This is a genomic window from Pigmentiphaga humi, assembly GCF_900606115.1.
GTDB classification, from domain to species: domain Bacteria; phylum Pseudomonadota; class Gammaproteobacteria; order Burkholderiales; family Burkholderiaceae_B; genus Pigmentiphaga; species Pigmentiphaga humi.
Window position 1 is genome coordinate 44826 of sequence record NZ_UWPJ01000004.1, and the last position, 17366, is coordinate 62191.

Here is a 17366-nt window from a genome sequence, read left to right on the forward strand (position 1 = left end):
GAGCCTGCCGACGCTAAACGGCGCTTTGCGGCGCGTCCGACCGCAGCGCCTGGACCAGCGCCCGGGCATGGCCGGGCAGCGCCGCGAAGTCCCGCGCGCATAGCACCAGCCGGCGGTTCGCCCAGGTTTCGCCGAGCGCCAGCCGGACCAGTTCCGGGTGCCGGCCGCGGCCCAGGCTGGCGCGCGGCACGATGCCCAGGCCGGCGCCGCGCGCCACCATTCGCACCAGCGCCTCGGCCGTCTCGGCGCGCACGCGCAGCCGCATGCGCCGGCCTGCGCGCAAGGCGTGGTCCTCCAGGTGCAGGGCCAGCGCGTTGGCCGCGCCCAGCCCCACGTAGTCATGCTCCAGCGTGTCGCCGAAGCGGACCGTGCCGCGCCCGGCCAGCGGATGGCCTCTGGGCGCGAGCAGGACGAGCGGGTCGTCCCGGAAGGGCGCCCGGGCCAGTCCGGCGAGATCCATGGCGTCCGACACCACGCCCAGGTCGGCCACGCCCTCCCGCACCGCCTGCGCCGTGCGGTGGCTGGGATGATGCTGCAGGTCCACGTCCATGTCCGGATGCGCCACCAGGAAATCCGCCAGCGGTTCCGGCAGGTGCTCGGCCGCGGCCGAACTGTTGGCCCACAGCCTGACCTGGCCGCGCAGCCCGCGCGCGTAGCCGCCCAGGTCGTCCACCAGCCGGTCGGCCTCTTGCAGCATCAGCCTGGCATGCCGCGCCAATGCCTCCCCCGCCGCCGTAGGCGCCACCCCGCGCCGGCCGCGCTCCAGCAGCGGCGTACCCAGCGCCTCCTCCATCTGCCGCAGCCGCGCGCTGCCCGAAGCCAGCGACAAATGCACCCGCTCCGACCCGCCGGTAATACTTCCCGCCGCCACCACATGCAGAAAAAGCTGAAGATCCGTCAGATCGAATCGAAACCGCATAGCTGCTCCATGTTCAGCCCCCCAAGCTGCCGCCTCGGGCACAGCGGATCCGGCTCAGCCGGGCCGCCGGTGCCGCCCCCTTGAAGGAGGACCGCGTGAGCGGGCAGGGGGTGGATCAATGCCTTCCGTAGGCTGGCTTCGGGGAATCCGTCTTCCCGCCTGTCGCATCCATGATGCAGCATAGCCGCATGAACCTCTTCGATTCAGTGCATCCGGACGGCGCCAGTATGGCGATTCTATTGGTGTTGGCGATCTTCTTCGTGGCCGGGGCCGTGAAGGGGGTGATCGGACTGGGGCTGCCGACGGTGGCGATGGGCCTGCTCAGCCTGGCTATGGCGCCGCCAGAGGCTGCCGCGCTGCTCGTCGTGCCGTCCATGGTGACCAACGTCTGGCAATTGGCCGCCGGCGGCCGCTTCATGCCGCTCGCCAAGCGGCTCTGGCCGCTGGTGGCGGGCATTTTCGCCGGCACGCTGCTGGGAGCGGCGTGGCTGGGAACGGCCACGCAGCCCTGGGCGCCGCGGGCGCTGGGCATCGCGCTGCTGCTGTATGCCGCGCTGGGCCTGTCGTCGGTGCGGCTGTCCGTGCCGCGCCGCTTCGAGCGCGGGCTGGGGGCGGCGGCCGGCGCCGTGACCGGGGCCGTTACCGCATGCACCGGTGTGTTCGTCATTCCGGCCGTGCCTTACCTGCAGGCCTTGGGGCTGGAGAAGGACGAGCTGGTGCAGGCGCTGGGCATCGCTTTCACCGCGTCCACACTGGCGCTGGCCATCGCCTTGTCGCGCGAGGGCGCGCTCGGGCTGCAGGCGATGACCGCATCGCTCGGCGCCCTGGTGCCCGCCATGGCCGGCATGTGGGCCGGACAGCTTCTGCGGCGCCGGATCAGCCCGGCGGCGTTCCGGCGCGGCTTTTTCTGCGGACTCGGCCTGCTCGGGCTGCACCTCTGCATATAGCGTCGGCACGCGCATGCCGGGCGTCTGTGCTTTCGCCTATCCCTGTGCGATACTCGCGCGGTTTTGGCTACCGTTTCGAGGCGCCCGGTATCATGGTGTTCTGGCTCGTTCTGCTCTACCTGCTGGCTTCCATCGGCATAGGCGTGCTCGCGGCGCGCCGCGTATCGAACGCTGCAGACTACGCGGTGGCCGGCCGTTCCTTGCCCTTGTACATCGTGATCGCCACCACATTCGCGACCTGGTTCGGCTCGGAAGCCGTGCTCGGGGTGTCGGCGGTGTTCGTGCGCGAGGGCCTCGGGGGCGTGGTCGAGGACCCCTTCGGCGCGTCGATGTGCCTGGTCCTGGTCGGCGTTTTCTTTGCCGCGCGCCTCTACAAGCACAACCTGCTGACGCTGGGCGATTATTACCGGGAGCGCTTCGGCACGCTGGTCGAGGTGCTGATGAGCGTGGCGATTGTGGTGTCCTACCTGGGCTGGGTGGCGGCGCAGGTCAAGGCCCTGGGCCTGGTGTTCCACATGCTCGACCCGGCGGTCTTCTCGCAGACCGGCGGCATGATCATCGGCATGCTGATCGTCATGACCTATACGCTGTTCGGCGGGATGTGGTCGGTGGCCCTGACCGATTTCTTCCAGATGCTGGTCATCGTCGCGGGGCTGCTCACCATTGCTTATTTCGCGACCGACCTGGCCGGAGGCGTGGGCGTCGTCGCGCACCAGGCAAGCAGCCACGACCTGCTCAATTTCCTGCCGCCGGCCACGACGCACGACATCCTGTTCTTCTTCGCGGCGCTGGTGACCATGATGCTGGGGTCCATCCCGCAGCAGGACGTCTACCAGCGCGTCATGTCGTCCAAGGACGTCAAGACCGCCCGCCGCGGCCCCGTCATCGGCGGGCTGCTGTACCTGCTGTTCGCCTGCATTCCGATGTACATAGGCGTGGCCGCGCTGGGCGTGATGCCCGATACCGTCGCCACCCTGATGCGGGAGGATCCGCAGAAGATCCTGCCTACCTTCATCCTGGAGCGCATGCCCGTGGTGGCCCAGGTGTTCTTCTTCGGCGCGCTGCTGTCCGCCATCATGTCCACGGCCTCGGCCACGCTGCTGGCGCCGTCGACCACCTTCGCCGAAAACATCCTCCGGCATTTCGTGCCGGGCATGTCCGACAAGCGCTTCCTGCTGGCGATGCGCGTGTCGGTGGTGGGGTTCGGCCTTTGCGTGCTGGTGTTCGCGCTCAATACCTCGGACAGCATTTACGAAATGGTGGCCGGCGCCTATACGGTCACCCTGGTGGGGGCTTTCGTGCCTCTGCTGATGGGCTTGTACTGGCGGCGCGCCACCACCCAGGGCGCGCTGTTGTCGGCGGTGCTGGGCGTGGCGGCCTGGCTGCTCGTCCGCGCATTCGCCGCGGAACAGTTTCCGCCGCAGTTGGCCGGGCTGTTCGCCGGTTTTGCCGGCATGTGGGCCGGCAGCCTTCTGCCGCAGGTGATCCGGGCCCGCAGCCGGCCCGCGCTGCATCCGGTACTCTAGGGCCTGCGCGAGGTTTTCTTCAGCGTTGACGGGCCCTGGCAGGCAGCCCAGGCCCGGCGGCCGCGCGCCGCCGGGAAACGCGCGCAGGTGTCATCGGGGAGTCAAGTTCGCCCGCTACCATGGTTCGCCGAACTTCCGGCGCTCTGGTACGCACCAGCCGCCGGCTCCGACGCGGAGGCTCCGCCATGCTGTATCCGGAACTATTCAAATCCCTCGAATCCGTTCGGTGGGACATGGAGAAAGACGTTCCCTGGGAACGTTTCGACCCCGGCCTGTTGTCCGACGAGCAGGCCAACACCATCAAGATGAACGCCATTACCGAGTGGTCCGCGCTCCCGGCCACCGAGATGTTCCTGCGCGACAACCGCGAAGACAGCGACTTCAGCGCTTTCATGTCTATCTGGTTCTTCGAAGAGCAGAAGCACTCCCTGGTGCTGCAGGAATACCTGCGGCGTTTCCGGCCCGAACTGCTGCCCACCGAGCAGGAACTGGACCACGTGCGCTTCGAGTTCGATCCTGCGCCGCCGCTCGAGACGCTCACGCTGCACTTCTGCGGCGAAATCCGGCTCAACCATTGGTACCGCCGGGCATCGCAGTGGCATACCGAACCGGTCATCCAGGCCATCTACCGGCTGATTTCGCAGGACGAGGCGCGTCATGCGGGCGCCTATCTGCGCTACATGAGGCGGGCGCTTACCGACCGGGGCAAGGAGCTCGCCGACCAGGCGCGCGCCGCCTTCGCCCGCATCGGCGTGCTGATGGCCTCGGCCAAGCGCACGTCGCAGGCGCTGCATCCGACCAACCTGCACGTCAACAAGAGCCTGTTTCCCAACGATACCGTGCAGTCGCGCCTGCCCGAGCCGGGGTGGCTGGACCGCTGGCTGGACCAGCAGATCCAGTTCGACAGGGAGTGGGAAAGCAAGGTCGCCGACCGCATCCTCCACAACATGTCGGTCCTGCTGGGCCGCAGTTTTGCCACGGTGCAGGATCTGAACCGCTACCGGAAGGAGCTGGCGGGATCCTGAGGCCGCCCGGGCGTCCCCGTCTGCTTTCCTCCGCTCCCTGACGTCCCGATCGTCTGCGCGCCGCCCGCGCGGCGGCGTGGCGGTGCCGAAATCCGGTCCCGCCACGCCGTAGCGTTCCACCGTTTCGTTCCCCCCATCCCCCGGTTCACACCCGTTCTTGTCCGCCTGCCTGCCTGCATGCGGCGTCGGCCGGTCGCGTCTGCCGCCAGCCCGCCGCATGCCACGGCGCGGCCGCGCATGTTTTCGATTAAGGGTTAATGCTTAGTCGACAGCGGCAGTTCACCGACTATAATTTTCATTAAACAGAATTTATTTCCGTTAAATGGAATTACGAAAACATGAGTGACGACATTGCCGATTTCAGGTCGGGAGCCGCAGTGCCTCCCGGCGGTACGCCGAACAGCGATCTGGCGCGTCTGGACGACGCGCAGTTCCTGGTGCGCGACGGACAGACCATGCTCAAAGGGAGTGTGTCGCGGTCATCGGGGCGGGCAGCCTTCCCCGAGCGGGAAACCTGCCTGGTGACGGGGGCGCGCGACATGGAGCCGGCGACTTTCGGGCCGCGCGGTACGCTCTATTCGTTTTCGACAGTGCACGTATCGGCCAGCCGCCCGACGCCGTACACCATCGGCTATGTGGATCTGGACGACGACGTCCGGGTGCTGGCCGAGGTGCGCGCGCCGGCCGGGGAGCTGTCCTGCGACCTGCCCGTGGTGCTGGCCAACGACGGCCAGTCCTGGTTCGCGGTGCCGGAGGCGGCCCCGCGGGAAACGATGCCGCGCGGCGGCAGGGAGGGTATGCAATGAGCGCCGCCGCGAATGGAACGGGGGGCAGCCCCGTCACGCAGGCCTGCATCGTCGGCGCCGCCATGATTCCCATGGGCAAGTACCGCGATTCCAGCTACGCCGGACTGGCCGTGCCGGCCATCCTGAATGCGCTGAGGTCGGCCGGCCTGGCTCCCGCCGACGTGCAGGCCGTCGTCTGCGGCCATGCGTTCGGCGGCATGCTCGCAGGCCAGCGCATCGTCAAGGAAATCGGCATCGGCACGGTGCCCGTGGTCAACGTGGACAACGCCTGCTCGGGCGGTGCGAGCGCATTGCATCTGGCGTGGAAGGACGTGACGGCAGGACGCTACGACGTGGTGCTGGTGGTCGGAGTGGACAAGCTCACCCAGTTCGGCGGCGGGACGCTGCCGCTGGTGGCCGAGGACCCGGAGGTGCGCGCGGGCATGGTCATGCCCGCCCTGTATGCCATGCGGGCGCAGCGCTACATGCACGAGCGCGGCGTGGGCGCGGACGTGCTGGCCGGGGTCAGCGTCAAGGCGCGCCGCCATGGGGCCCGCAATCCTTACGCGCAGTTCCGCAGCGAAGTGTCGGTCCAGGAAGTCCTGCAGTCGCGGCCGATCACCGATCCGCTGACCTTGCTGCAGTGCTGCCCGACCGGTGACGGCGCTGCCGCCGTGCTGATGGTGTCCGAACGCGTGCGCAAGCGGCTGGGGTTGCCCGCGATCCGCATCGCCGCCTCGGTGCTGCACTCGGGACAGGTCACCGCGGGCTTCCGCGATATGCTGCGGCCCGAGATTTCCTATCACTCCGCCAGCGACGCCTATGAGGCGGCGGGCTTCGGACCGCAGGACCTCGACGTAGTGGAACTCCACGACGCCTTCACGATCGCCGAACTGATCTACTACGAGGCGCTGGGATTGTGCGAAGCGGGCGCTTCGGCCGATTTCCTCGCGGCGGGGCGGTCGACCTATGGCGGGCAGGTGGTGGTCAACCCCAGCGGAGGCCTGTTGGCCAAGGGGCATCCGGTGGGCGCGAGCGGGGTGGCCCAGGCGGTGGAAATGTTCTGGCAACTGACCGGCGCGGCCGGCGCGCGGCAAGTGGAGGGCGCCCGGCTGGGCTTGAGCCACGTGACCGGGGGCGGCATCGCGGGCCTGGACCACGGCGCCTGCACCGTGCACCTGTACGAGGCGATACGGCCATGACGGGCACCGACGCACGCGCGTCCGGCACGGCGCCGCCGCTGGCGGGCTACCGCATCCTGGACATGACCACCTTTCTGTCCGGTCCTTTCTGCACGCAGATCCTGGCCGACCTGGGTGCCGAGGTGGTCAAGCTGGAGGCGCCGGAAGGGGACTCCAGCCGCGCCATTCCGCCGCATTTCGTGGGTGCCGAGAGTGCCTATTACCTGGGCATCAACCGCAGCAAGCGCAGCATCGCGGTCGATCTCAAGAGTCCGGCCGGCCTGGACCTGGTCAGGCGGCTGATCGGCCAGGCCGACGTGGTGGTGGAGAATTTCCGCCCTGGCGTGCTGGCCCGGATCGGCCTGGACGTGGCCGCGCTGCGGGCCGCCAGCCCGGGCCTGATCTGGGCGTCGATCAGCGGTTTCGGACAGAGCGGCCCGTGGCGCGACCTGCCCGCCTACGACATGATCGTGCAGGCGCTGTCCGGCGTGATGAGCCTGACCGGCCAGCCGGGCCAGCCGGCGGTCAGGCTGGGCATCCCGGCCGGCGATACGGTGGCGGGCATGTATGCGGCGATTGCGATCAATGCCGCCTTGGCGGACCGGCAGCGCAGCGGCCTGGGGAGAGTGATCGACGTGGCCATGCTCGACTGCCAGTTGGCGATGCTGGCCTACCAGAGCACGTATTCGCTGGTGGCGGGCGTGACGCCGGAGCCGCAGGGGGCGCGCCACGATTCCATCCCTACCTATCGCTCGTTCGTGGGGCGCGACGGGCGCGAACTGGTCGTGACCGCCAATACCGAGCGCATGTGGCGCGGCTTGTGCGAAGCGCTGGGGCTGGACGAACTGCCCGGCGATGCGCGCTTTGCCAGCGCGGCCGCGCGGCTGGAGCACCGCGGGGCGCTGTGGCCGCTGCTCGAGCGCGCGTTCGCCACGCGCGATGCGCAGGCATGGATAGAGCCGCTGAGGGCGCGCGGCGTCCCCGTGGCGTTGATCAAGACCGTGCCCGAGGCGCTTGCCGATGCCCGCCAGGGAGAGCGGGAGATGATCCTGCACCTGGAGGGAGGCGGGCACGCCATCGACGTGGTGGGGAATCCGATCAAGTACGCCGGCAGCCGCCAGCAGGCGGCCGGTTATCCGCCCGCATTGGGCGAGCATGCGGCCCAGGTGCTGGCGGACTGGCTGGGCATGGACGGCACACAGGTCGCCGCGCTGGGCGATGCCCTGGTCCGCCCCGCGCCGGAGGCCGGATCGTGAGCGGCGGCATGAATGCGCAGGATGCCGGCGCCGTGCCGCCGGACGACGCGCCTGCCGGCCTGGCCGGTTTGCCGACGCGCTGGCGCGCGGGGGGCACCGGCGCGCACGGTTCGGTGCTGATGCTGCATTCGCTCGGCCTGGACCGACTCGCATTCGATCCGCTGCGCGCGGTGCTGGACCGGGGATGGCGGGCGGCTTCGTTCGACCAGTACGGGCACGGCGCCGCGTCGATGCACGTGCGCTTCACGCTGGACGATTGCGTGGATGCTGCCCGGGCAGCCATCGAGGCGCTGGGCCCGGGGCCCGTGCACCTGGTCGGCCATTCGATGGGCGGCGCGATCGCCGCTCTGGCCGCATCCCGCGCCGGTGCGCGCGTGGCCAGCCTGGCACTGATCGCGAGCCCTCCTGCGGGCGGCGCGGCCTACCGCGACCGCGGCGAGCAGGCGCGGCGGCAGGGCGTGGAAGCGCAGGTCGCCGGCACGATGGCGCGTTGGTTCGGCCCGGAGCCCGGACCGGCCGCCGCGGCCGGGATGGATTACGCCCGGGCCGCGCTGCGATCCATGCAGGCCGAAGGGCTGGCCTGCAGCTGGGACGCGCTGGCGGCATTCCCTGGCTACGCGGGCTTGCGTGATGCGCTGCCCCGCGTGCTGTGCATGGCCGCCGCCGACGACCTTTCCACGCCGCCCGAAGCCATGGCGCGCATCGTCCGGGACTGTCGCCCCGGGGCGGCCGAGCTTCGGGAGCTCGCCGGCGGCGGCCATATGGCGCCGCTGGCCAGGCCGGCCGACGTTGCGGCGCTGCTGCAGGCCTTCTGGCGCCGGACTTCATCTTGAAATCGCTGTCATTCAGAGCCGGGCACCTGCGCGACGTACGCATTGCCCGGCAACAACCAAAGGAGATTCACTTGAACACACGCATATTCGCTTCGGCGGCCCTGGCCGCGGCCTTTTTTTCGTGCGCGGCGCCCGCGGCGCATGCCGACGCTGCCTATCCCACCCGCGCGGTGCGCCTGATCGTGCCGTTCGCCCCGGGCGGCCCCATCGACCAGACCGCGCGCATCATGTCGCAGCGGCTGACCGAGCTGTGGGGCAAGCCGGTGGTCGTGGAGAACCGCACCGGCGCCAACGGCGTCATCGCCGCCGAGGCGGCCATGCAAGCCCCGGCCGACGGCTATACCCTGCTGTTCTCGGTGATCCACCACACCGTGCTGCCCAGCCTGCAGAAGCTTCCCTACGATATCGAGAAAGACTTCCTGCCCGTTACGCTGGCGGCGGTCTATCCCATCATCCTGGTCGTGCGCCCGGACCTGCCGGTGCGCACGGTCCAGGAACTGACGAAGATGGCCAAGGCGCGCCCGGGCAAGCTCAGTTTCGGCCACTCCGGCTACGGCGGCGGCACCCACCTGGCGGGCGAGCTGTTCAAGATGCAGGCCGGGGTGGACCTGCTGGCCGTTCCCTACAAAGGCAGCGCGCCCGCGATGGCCGATCTGCTGGGCGGACATGTCGATCTGATGTTCAGCGACGCGCCCACCGCGCTACCCCACATCCAGATGGGCAAGCTGCGTCAGCTCGGCATCTCCACGCCGGAGCGTTCGGCGCTGGCGCCCGAACTGCCGACGATTTCCGAGAGCGGCGTGCCGGGCTACGAGGCCTATTCGTGGGGAGGCATTTCGGTGCGCGCCGGGACGCCGCCTGCGGTCGTGGCGAAGATCAACGCCGACATCGTCAAGATGCTGAAAGACCCGGCGACCCAGGAGCAGATGCTCAAGATCGGCGCCGAGCCCAAGCCCCAGACGCCGCAAGAGTACGCTGCCTTCATCCGGACGGAAATCGAGAAGTGGGCCAAGGTGGTGAAGCAGGCCAACATTCGCATGGATTGACCCGCGCGCAGCCGGGCGGGCAGTCGAATCAAGGAGCAAGCACACAATGAGTATCAAGACAGTCGCAATCATCGGCGCCGGCATCGGCGGCCTGACCGCCGCCGCATTGCTTCAGCGCAATGGCTTCCAGGTGCGGGTCTACGAGCAGGCCAAGCGCTTCGCGCGAATAGGCGCGGGCATCCAGCAGAGTTCCAATGCCGTGCGCGTGCTGCGCGCGCTGGGCCTGGAAGACGCCCTGCGCCAACTGGCGTTCCGTCCGCAGTCGTGGAATAACCGGGAGTGGGACACGGGAGCGGTCAAGTACGAGCTGCCCCTGGGGGATACCTTCGAGCAGCGCTATGGCGCGCCGTATCTGCTGATGCATCGGGGCGACCTGCACGCGGCGCTGTTCGGCGCGGTGGACCCGGACAGCGTCCAGCTCGACAAGACGCTGGAAGAGGTTTCGCAGGACGGCTCCGGCGTGGCCATGCGTTTTGCCGACGGCAGCAGCGCGCAGGCCGATGTGCTGATCGGCGCGGACGGCGTGCACTCGGTCGTGCGCGAAACCCTGCTGGGCCAGGAGGCGCCGCGCTTTACCGGCCGCGTCGCGTACCGCACCACTTTTCCCGCATCCCTGCTCGATGGCTACGCGATCGACGACTGCACGAAGTGGTGGGGGCCGGACCGCCACATCGTGATCTATTACGTCACGCCGCGCCGCGACGAGGTCTACTTCGTGACCAGCGTTCCCGAGCCGGAGTGGCGCACCGAGTCGTGGTCGGCCAAGGGCGACATGGACCAGCTCCGCGCCGCGTTCGAGGGCTTCCACCCGCAGGTCCGGCGCGTGCTGGAGGCCTGCCCCGAAGCCTACAAGTGGGCGCTGTACGAACGCGATCCGCTGCCGCGCTGGAGCGAGGGCCGCATCGCGCTGCTGGGCGACGCCTGCCATCCCATGGTGCCGTATATGGCGCAGGGCGCGGCGACGGCGATCGAGGACGCGGCGATGCTGTTGCGCTGCATGCAGGAAGGGGGCGGGGCAGAGACGGTGTTCACGCGCTATGAGGACAGCCGCAAGGCGAGGGCGTCGCAGATACAGTTGACCTCCCACCACAACAAGTGGATGAGTACCCGGACCGACCCGGACTGGGTCTACGGCTACGACGTCTGGAAGGAGCCGCTGGCGCCCCGGCGCGCGCACGCCGAGGCTTGAGCGGACCCGCGGAGTCAGCCTATCCGCACCGGCACGAAGAGCTTGGCATCCCCGCGCTGAACCAGCAGCGCGACGTTCTTGCCCGCCTTGTCCAGCAGCGAGCGGACCTGGCCCACGCTTTGCACCGGCACGCCGTTGAACGACAGCAGCACGTCGCCCGCTTCGACGCCCGCCTGTTGGGCCGGGCCGCCGACCTGCTCGATCAGCAGGCCGTCCTGGCTGCCCAGCGCCTGTTGCTCCTGCGGCGTGAGCTGGCGCAGCGCCAGGCCCAGCTTGCCGTGCGCGGCGCCCTGACCATCGGCGCGGGCCGAGGCTTCCGGCTTGGCGCCGCCCAGCGTGGCGACGATGTTGCGTTCGCTGCCGCCGCGCCAGACCGAGAGCTCGACCTGGTCGCCCGGCGAGGCGAGGCTGATCACCGCGGGCAGGTCGCCCGACGAGACCACGGGCTTGCCGTCGATCTTGCGAATGACGTCGCCGGAGGCCAGGCCGGCCTTGTCGGCCGGGCTGCCTTTTTCGACGCTGGCGATCAGCGCGCCGCTGGGCGAGTCCAGCTTGAACGAGTCGGCCAGCGCCTGGTTGACGTCCTGGATGGTGACGCCCAGGCGCGCATGGCGCACTTCGCCGTGGGCCACGATCTGGTCCTTGATTTTGCCTGCCAGGTCGATGGGAATGGCGAACGACAGGCCCTGGTAGCCGCCGGTCTGGCTGTAGATCTGCGAGTTGATGCCGACCACCTCGCCGCGCGAATTGAACAGCGGTCCGCCCGAATTGCCGGGGTTGACGGCCACGTCGGTCTGGATGAACGGCACCGAGCCGTCATTGGGCAGCGAGCGGCCCTTGGCGCTGACCACGCCGGCGGTGACGGTGTTCTCCAGGCCGTAGGGCGAGCCGATGGCCAGCACCCATTCGCCCACGCGCAGGTCGCCCGGATTGCCGAGCGCGACCACGGGCAGGTCCTTGGCGTCGATCTTGATCACCGCGACGTCGGTCTGCGGGTCCGAGCCGAGCACCTTGGCCTGGAATTCGCGCCGGTCGGTCAGCTTGACCGTGACTTCCTTGGCGCCGTTGACCACGTGCGCGTTGGTCAGGATGATGCCGTTCGGGCTGACGATGAAGCCCGAGCCCTGGCCGCGCATGGGCACGCTGCGGGCGCCGCCGCCCTGGCCGCCCGGGTAGCCGGGAAAGCCGTGGAAGAATTGCGCGAAGGGGTCTTCTTCCTCGGCCGACACCTTGGTGGTGCCGACCACGCTGATGTTGACCACGGCCGGGCCGTAGCGCTGGGTGATCTGCGAGAAATCGGGGGGCGTAACGGCACCGACCGGCGCGGCCTGCTGGGCCGGGGCGGCCGCGGCGACGGTTTCGGGCGCGGATGCCTGCTTGAAGGCGGTGGCGCCGGCGGCGCCGAAGACGCCTGCGGCAACCAGCGCCACGGCAAGATGCGAAGCGGAGAATCTGCGGGTGTTCATGGTGGGCTCCTGCGCCATGTAATGAGACATGGCGTCATGGTGGAGCCGGATTCTTAAAGCACGCTTAAGCGGGGAAGAGCCCTAGGCTTTGCGCGGAGGAAAGCGGACCCGCACGCGCAGTCCGCCCAGCGGCGCGTCCAGCAATTCCACCGTGGCGCCGTGGCGCTGCGCGATGGCCTGGACGATGGCCAGCCCCAGTCCGCTGCCTTGCGCGCCGGCGCCCTGCGCGCGGTAGAAGCGGTCGAAGACGCGGGCGCGCTCGCCGGGCGGGATGCCCGGGCCGTCGTCGTCGATGTCGAGCACGGCGCCGGCCGGGCTCTCGCCCAGGCGGATATCCACCCGGCCGGCGTCGGGGGCGTACTTGACCGCATTGTCCAGCACGTTGCGCACCAGCAGCACCAGCCCGTCGTGCCGGCCCTGCACGCGCGCGTGTTCCTCGCCTTCCATGCCGATGTCGATGCCGCGCGCCTGGGCCTGGGGCAGGACGTCGGCCAACGCGGCGCGGACCACGTCGGCCAGGTCTATCCACGACGTGCCGGATTCCGCGTCTTCCTGCCGCGCCAGCGACAGCAGCTGCTCGATCAGCCGCGTGGCGCGGTCCATGCCTGCGGCCAGGCGCTCCATGGCGAGCTGGCGCGCGGGTTCGTCGCCCGCGCGCCGCAGCGATTGCAACTGCAGCTTGAGCGCCGCGAGCGGTGAGCGCAGCTCGTGGGCGGCATCGCCGACGAACTGCTTCTGCGCGGCGAAGGCGCGGCGCACGCGCGCCAGCAGCAGGTTCAGTTCGTGCACCAGCGGCTGTACCTCGTCGGGCAGGCCGGCTTCGCTCACGGGAGAGAGGTCGTCGGGCTGGCGCGCCGCCACCTGGCGGCGCGCGCGTTCGACCGGCAGCAGCGAGCGGCTCACCACCCACCAGACCACCAGCATCAGCAGCGGCGCCATCGCGGCGATCGGCCAGATGGTGCGCAGCGCCAGCGTGCGCGCCATGCCGGTGCGCACGCGCATGTCCTGCGCGACCTGGATGATCTGCAGCGGCGCCTGCATGGAATACATCCGGTAGGTCGTGCCCTCGGTTTCGACGTTCGAGAAACCCAGCACGATGCGGTCGGGCAGCACCAGCCGGGGCGTGGAGCGGAACAGGCGCACGCCGTCGGGCGTCCAGATCTGGATGATGAGGTCGCGGCTGGCGGGGTCGTCCAGCAGGCCGCCTTCCGGCCCGCCGCCCAGGAGCGGGTTGCCGCCGCTCAGCGAGATGGCGGTGCGCTGCAATTGGTAATCGAAGATCTCGTCGGTCTGGATCAGCGCGCCGCGGTAGGCGATGGCGCCCTGGATCAGCGCGGCCACGAAGATCGCCGCCGGCAGGAAGACGAGCAGGCGTCCGCGCAGCGAATGGGCGGCCGCTTTCATGATTTGGGGATCACGTAGCCCACGCCGCGCACGGTCTGGATGAAATCGGCGCCCAGTTTCTTGCGCAAGCCATGGATGTAGACCTCGACCGCGTTGCTGCTGATTTCGTCCTTCCAGCTGTAGAGCTTTTCCTCCAGCTGTGCACGCGACAGGATCAGGCCGGGCCGGGCGAGCAGGGGTTCGAGCACGGCCCATTCGCGCGCGGTCAGCGCGACCGGCTGGCCGTTCACCGCCGCTTCGCGCGTGGCCGGGTCCAGCGTGACGCCGGCGTGCTCGTACAGCGGCGCGGCGCGGCCCGCGCTGCGGCGGATCAGCGCCCGGATGCGGGCGAGCACTTCATCCACGTCGTAAGGCTTGACGACGTAGTCGTCGGCGCCCGCATCCAGTCCGGCGATGCGCTGCTCGACCGCGTCGCGCGCGGTGGCGACGATGACCGGCGTAAGCAGTTTGCGGGCCCGCAGTTCGCGCAGCACCGCCAGACCGTCGCCGTCGGGCAGGCCCAGGTCCAGCAGCACCAGGTCGTAGCGCTCGGTACGCAGCGCGGTATCGGCGCTGGCGGCATTCTTGACCCAGTCCACCGCGTAATGCTCGGCGCGCAGCACGTCGAGCACGCTTTCGCCGATCATGGGGTCGTCTTCTACCAAAAGGAGCCTCATATCCCTGCGAGTTTATCTGCATTGGCCGCGCTTGGCGGGCGCATACAATGCAGGGTCCGCCCGTGTGGCGTTTTGCGTCGTTTCCTATCGTGCCTGCCAGTTTCGAAGCCAAGATCCTCAGTCCCGAAGCATGCGTGGCCGCGCGCGCGGGGTGGCCGCGGCCGGTGGTGTTCACCAACGGGGTGTTCGACATCCTGCACCGCGGCCATGTGAGCTATCTGGACGAAGCGGCCCAGTTGGGCGCGATGCTGGTGGTGGCGGTGAATACCGACGCGTCGGCGCGGCGGCTGGGCAAGGGTCCGGACCGGCCGCTCAATGGCCAGGACGACCGGGCCGCGTTGCTGGCCTCGCTGGCGTCGGTGGACGTGGTGACCTGGTTCGACGAGGATACGCCGCTGGAACTGATCGGCAGGCTGCGTCCCGACCTGATCGTCAAGGGCGGCGACTACGACATGGACAAGCTGGCCGAGACCGCGCTGGTGCGCAGCTGGGGCGGCGATGCGGTCGCTATCGATTTCGAGCACGACCGCTCGACCACCACGCTGGTCCAACGCATCCGCGCGCGCTGAGCCCCGTCAGGGGCAGGCGCGCAGCGTGGCCAGCGCATAGCGCTGCCGCGCTTCGTCGAGGGTGCGAAGGTCCGCCGGCCGCAGTCCTTCCAGGCGCAGCCACCCTTTGGCCAGGCTGGCGCGTTCCAGCACTCTGGCATTGCGCACGCCCTGCTCCTGCAGCGCGGCGGCATGTTTCTTCGCGCCGGCCTCGGTACTGAACACGCCCAGCGAAATGGCGTGCTGCAGCGGCCCCTCCTGGATCACGAAATAGTCTTTGACGCCGCTCTTGCCGAGCTGCGCGGCAGCCGCCTGCACGGCGGCGGCGTTGGGCAGCGGCGGCACTATGACCATCCACCCCGGCTTGCCGTTCTCGCGGCGGATGTCCTGGCGGGCGTGGGGCAGGCGTTCGCTGGCCCATTTGCGGGCGCCGGCAAGCTCGGCCTCGGCCAGCGCCCCCCATTCGCGGCAGGCGAGCTCGACGGGCGTGGAAGCGGGCGCAGGCGTAAGCGGAGCCGCCTGGGATGGGGCCGCGGCCTGTCTTTCGGCCGCTTCTGCGGCCTCGCCGGGTGCAGTGGCGGTAGCGTCGCCGGCCGCCGTTTCGCCGGGGCCCGCCGGTGCGGCGGCTCCGGGCGCATCGGTGGATGCCGCGGGCGGCCGTGGCGCAGCCGGCTCGGGCGCCGGCGAGACCGGCGCCTCGGCGGGCGCGACGGGAACGGTCTCGGCGGTGGCGTTCATGCCGGGCAGCCGCGGCACCTGGATCGTGTCGGCGCGGATTTCGGTACGCAGCCGGGCAGGGTCGCGGCCGCGCTCCGAGATGGGCTGGCCGAACCAGCCGTGGTCGAGCGCGAACAGCGCGACATTGGCCAGGAGCAGGATGACGAACAGGCTGCGCATGAGGGTCAGGAGGAGGGGGGGGACGATTCGGCCAGAAAGGCCAGTCCGTCGAGCACGGGATTATCGACCACCTGGACGTGCTGCGTCGAGCCGGCCGCCTGCATCAGGTGGGCGACTTCGTCGGCGATCGCGCTCCAGGCGCCGCCGCTGGCGACCAGCCGGGGCTCCTGGCCGTAGCGCGCCCGCGCCGCCAGCCACTGGCGCACTACCGCGCCGGCCTGCGCCGCCGCCACGCCCGACATGATCGCGTCGTCGGTATTGTCGGGAAACGGGACCGCGCGGCCGTCGGCATGCGGCAGATCGGCGGTGCCCGCCGCCAGCGCCCGCCGCATCATGTCGCGGCCGGGCAGGATCAGGCCGCCGGTGAAGACGCCGGCCGGATCCAGGGTATCGACCGTGGTGGCGGTGCCGAAATGCGCCAGCACGTGCACCGGCGGAGCCTGGCCGCCGGCCTGGCGCAGCCAGCCGTTCCAGGTGCCGACCAGGCCCAGCCAGCGGTCCGCGCCCAGCCGTTCGGGATCGCGGTAGCCATTGGCGACGCCCAGCAGGGAGGGGGTGGAGCGTATCCAGCTCATCCGGCAGCCGTAGGGCCGCAGCAGTTCGCCCAGCCGGATTTCCATCGCCGCGCCCGCTACGTTGGTGCCCCAGGCGCGCTGCGGCCGCAGTCCCGCCTGGCGCAGCCATTGCGGCAGCGCCCCGGCCAGTTCGTCGTGGCCGAAGGCCGCCTGCACGGGTTCGCGCGGCGCGCCGGGCCCGGCATAGGCGCCGCCGCGGCGCCAGCCTATCTTGATGCGGCTATTGCCGGCGTCGATCAGCAGCGTGGTCATGGATGGGCGGCGGCCTGCGCGGGACGGACGGAGACATCGCCGACCATGATGGCCGTACGTCCCTGCCGGGTATCCACCTGGAGCCGGCCGGTGGCGTCCACGCCGCGGGCAATGCCTTCGAGCCGGAGCTGGCCGTCGTCGAGGACGCGCACCGCCTGTCCGTAGAGCGCATCCCAACGCGCGAAACGCGTCAGGAAGGGATCGAATCCGCCTGCGGCATACAGATCGAGCGCCGCATGCCAGGCGTGCGCCACTTCGGCGGCCAGCCGGCTGGCGTCGGCCGCGCCGCCCGTCTGCTCCCAGTCGGCGACCTCGCGGCCCAGGTCGTCCGACAGCGCATCCGCGCCGCGCAGGTTGATGCCCATGCCCAGGATCAGCCCGAGGCTGGCGCCGCGGCTGCGCTGGCCGGCGGGCAGCGCGGTGGTCTCGACCAGGATGCCCGCCAGCTTGGCCCCATGCCAGTACAAATCGTTCGGCCATTTGAGCGCGAGCGCGCCATCCCGGCCCTGACCGAGCAGCCTGCTCAGGGCTTCGCAGGCGGCCACGCCTGCCACCAGCGACAGCGGCGGCAGGCGCGCCGGTTCGATCAGGGTGCGCCAGCCGCAGGAAAAAAGCAGGGCGTCGCCGGCCCGGGTCTGCCAGGGGCGTCCGGCCCGGCCGCGGCCGGAGGTCTGCGCATGGGCGCCCAGCAGGGCAGGCCCGGGGTTGCCGCTGCGCAGGTAGTGCTGGAGGTCGGCGTTGGTCGAGGCGGTCGCCTGCTGCCACGCAACGTGCCATCCCGGCAAGGCTCGGCGCAGCGCGGCGGCCAGCGATGCGGGAGCCGCGAGCGGTGCGGCCGATGGGGCGGGGGTGGGGGAAGGC

General features: G+C 70.1%; 17 protein-coding genes. 10 read left to right on the forward strand and 7 right to left on the reverse strand.

Annotated features, from left to right (window positions below; all coding sequences use genetic code 11):
- Window positions 1–13: 13 nt before the first annotated feature.
- On the reverse strand, window positions 14–919 hold the full coding sequence (locus PIGHUM_RS00230; RefSeq protein ID WP_124077236.1) for a LysR substrate-binding domain-containing protein: 906 nt from the start codon (window positions 917–919) through the stop codon (window positions 14–16).
- A 188-nt stretch (window positions 920–1107) separates the two neighbouring features.
- Between PIGHUM_RS00230 and PIGHUM_RS00235 the strand changes: the two genes are divergently transcribed.
- The 9 genes from PIGHUM_RS00235 to PIGHUM_RS00275 all read left to right on the forward strand — a co-directional run bounded on the left by PIGHUM_RS00235 (window position 1108) and on the right by PIGHUM_RS00275 (window position 10707).
- Window positions 1108–1866: a sulfite exporter TauE/SafE family protein gene (locus tag PIGHUM_RS00235; RefSeq protein ID WP_124077237.1), complete on the forward strand. Its 759-nt coding sequence runs from the start codon at window positions 1108–1110 to the stop codon at window positions 1864–1866.
- A 92-nt stretch (window positions 1867–1958) separates the two neighbouring features.
- On the forward strand, window positions 1959–3392 hold the full coding sequence (locus PIGHUM_RS00240) for a high affinity choline transporter 1 (protein WP_124077238.1): 1434 nt from the start codon (window positions 1959–1961) through the stop codon (window positions 3390–3392).
- Between the two features lie 185 nt (window positions 3393–3577).
- Window positions 3578–4417, forward strand: a complete 840-nt coding sequence (locus PIGHUM_RS00245) for a ferritin family protein (protein WP_124077239.1) — start codon at window positions 3578–3580, stop codon at window positions 4415–4417.
- Between the two features lie 338 nt (window positions 4418–4755).
- Complete coding sequence (locus PIGHUM_RS00250) at window positions 4756–5223, forward strand: Zn-ribbon domain-containing OB-fold protein (protein WP_246012841.1); 468 nt, start codon at window positions 4756–4758, stop codon at window positions 5221–5223.
- Window positions 5220–6404: a thiolase family protein gene (locus tag PIGHUM_RS00255; protein WP_124077240.1), complete on the forward strand. Its 1185-nt coding sequence runs from the start codon at window positions 5220–5222 to the stop codon at window positions 6402–6404. The genes PIGHUM_RS00250 and PIGHUM_RS00255 overlap by 4 nt, the downstream gene beginning before the upstream one ends.
- Complete coding sequence (locus PIGHUM_RS00260) at window positions 6401–7639, forward strand: CaiB/BaiF CoA transferase family protein (RefSeq protein WP_124077241.1); 1239 nt, start codon at window positions 6401–6403, stop codon at window positions 7637–7639. Before PIGHUM_RS00255 ends, PIGHUM_RS00260 begins: the two co-directional genes overlap by 4 nt.
- The gene (locus PIGHUM_RS00265) at window positions 7636–8472 is read left to right on the forward strand and encodes an alpha/beta fold hydrolase (RefSeq protein ID WP_124077242.1); all 837 of its coding nucleotides are present in this window, start codon (window positions 7636–7638) and stop codon (window positions 8470–8472) included. Before PIGHUM_RS00260 ends, PIGHUM_RS00265 begins: the two co-directional genes overlap by 4 nt.
- Before the next feature lie 71 nt (window positions 8473–8543).
- Complete coding sequence (locus PIGHUM_RS00270; RefSeq protein ID WP_124077243.1) at window positions 8544–9518, forward strand: tripartite tricarboxylate transporter substrate binding protein; 975 nt, start codon at window positions 8544–8546, stop codon at window positions 9516–9518.
- A gap of 46 nt (window positions 9519–9564) precedes the next feature.
- On the forward strand, window positions 9565–10707 hold the full coding sequence (locus PIGHUM_RS00275; protein WP_124077244.1) for an FAD-dependent monooxygenase: 1143 nt from the start codon (window positions 9565–9567) through the stop codon (window positions 10705–10707).
- 14 nt (window positions 10708–10721) lie between these two features.
- On the opposite strand, the gene PIGHUM_RS00280 is transcribed toward PIGHUM_RS00275, so the two are convergent.
- The 3 genes from PIGHUM_RS00280 to PIGHUM_RS00290 form a co-directional block, all read right to left on the reverse strand.
- On the reverse strand, window positions 10722–12173 hold the full coding sequence (locus tag PIGHUM_RS00280) for a Do family serine endopeptidase (RefSeq protein ID WP_124077245.1): 1452 nt from the start codon (window positions 12171–12173) through the stop codon (window positions 10722–10724).
- An 81-nt stretch (window positions 12174–12254) separates the two neighbouring features.
- Complete coding sequence (locus PIGHUM_RS00285) at window positions 12255–13577, reverse strand: ATP-binding protein (RefSeq protein ID WP_124077246.1); 1323 nt, start codon at window positions 13575–13577, stop codon at window positions 12255–12257.
- A complete protein-coding gene (locus PIGHUM_RS00290) occupies window positions 13574–14233 on the reverse strand; it encodes a response regulator (protein WP_124077247.1) in 660 nt (219 codons plus the stop codon). Before PIGHUM_RS00290 ends, PIGHUM_RS00285 begins: the two co-directional genes overlap by 4 nt.
- An 86-nt stretch (window positions 14234–14319) precedes the next feature.
- Here PIGHUM_RS00290 and rfaE2 point away from each other — a divergent pair, with 86 nt between their 5' ends.
- Window positions 14320–14802, forward strand: a complete 483-nt coding sequence (gene rfaE2 / locus PIGHUM_RS00295; RefSeq protein WP_124077252.1) for a D-glycero-beta-D-manno-heptose 1-phosphate adenylyltransferase — start codon at window positions 14320–14322, stop codon at window positions 14800–14802.
- A 6-nt stretch (window positions 14803–14808) separates the two neighbouring features.
- On the opposite strand, the gene PIGHUM_RS00300 is transcribed toward rfaE2, so the two are convergent.
- Genes PIGHUM_RS00300 through PIGHUM_RS00310 form a run of 3 tightly spaced genes read right to left on the reverse strand, consistent with a single transcriptional unit; the run spans window position 14809 to window position 17314 of the window.
- Entirely contained in the window at window positions 14809–15678 is an 870-nt protein-coding gene (locus PIGHUM_RS00300; RefSeq protein WP_124077248.1) for an SPOR domain-containing protein, read from the reverse strand.
- Window positions 15679–15683: 5 nt separating this feature from the next.
- Window positions 15684–16505 (reverse strand): type III pantothenate kinase, encoded by an 822-nt coding sequence (locus tag PIGHUM_RS00305; protein WP_124077249.1) that lies wholly within the window; start codon window positions 16503–16505, stop codon window positions 15684–15686.
- Window positions 16502–17314: a biotin--[acetyl-CoA-carboxylase] ligase gene (locus PIGHUM_RS00310; protein ID WP_124077253.1), complete on the reverse strand. Its 813-nt coding sequence runs from the start codon at window positions 17312–17314 to the stop codon at window positions 16502–16504. The genes PIGHUM_RS00305 and PIGHUM_RS00310 overlap by 4 nt, the downstream gene beginning before the upstream one ends.
- Between the last annotated feature and the right edge of the window lie 52 nt (window positions 17315–17366).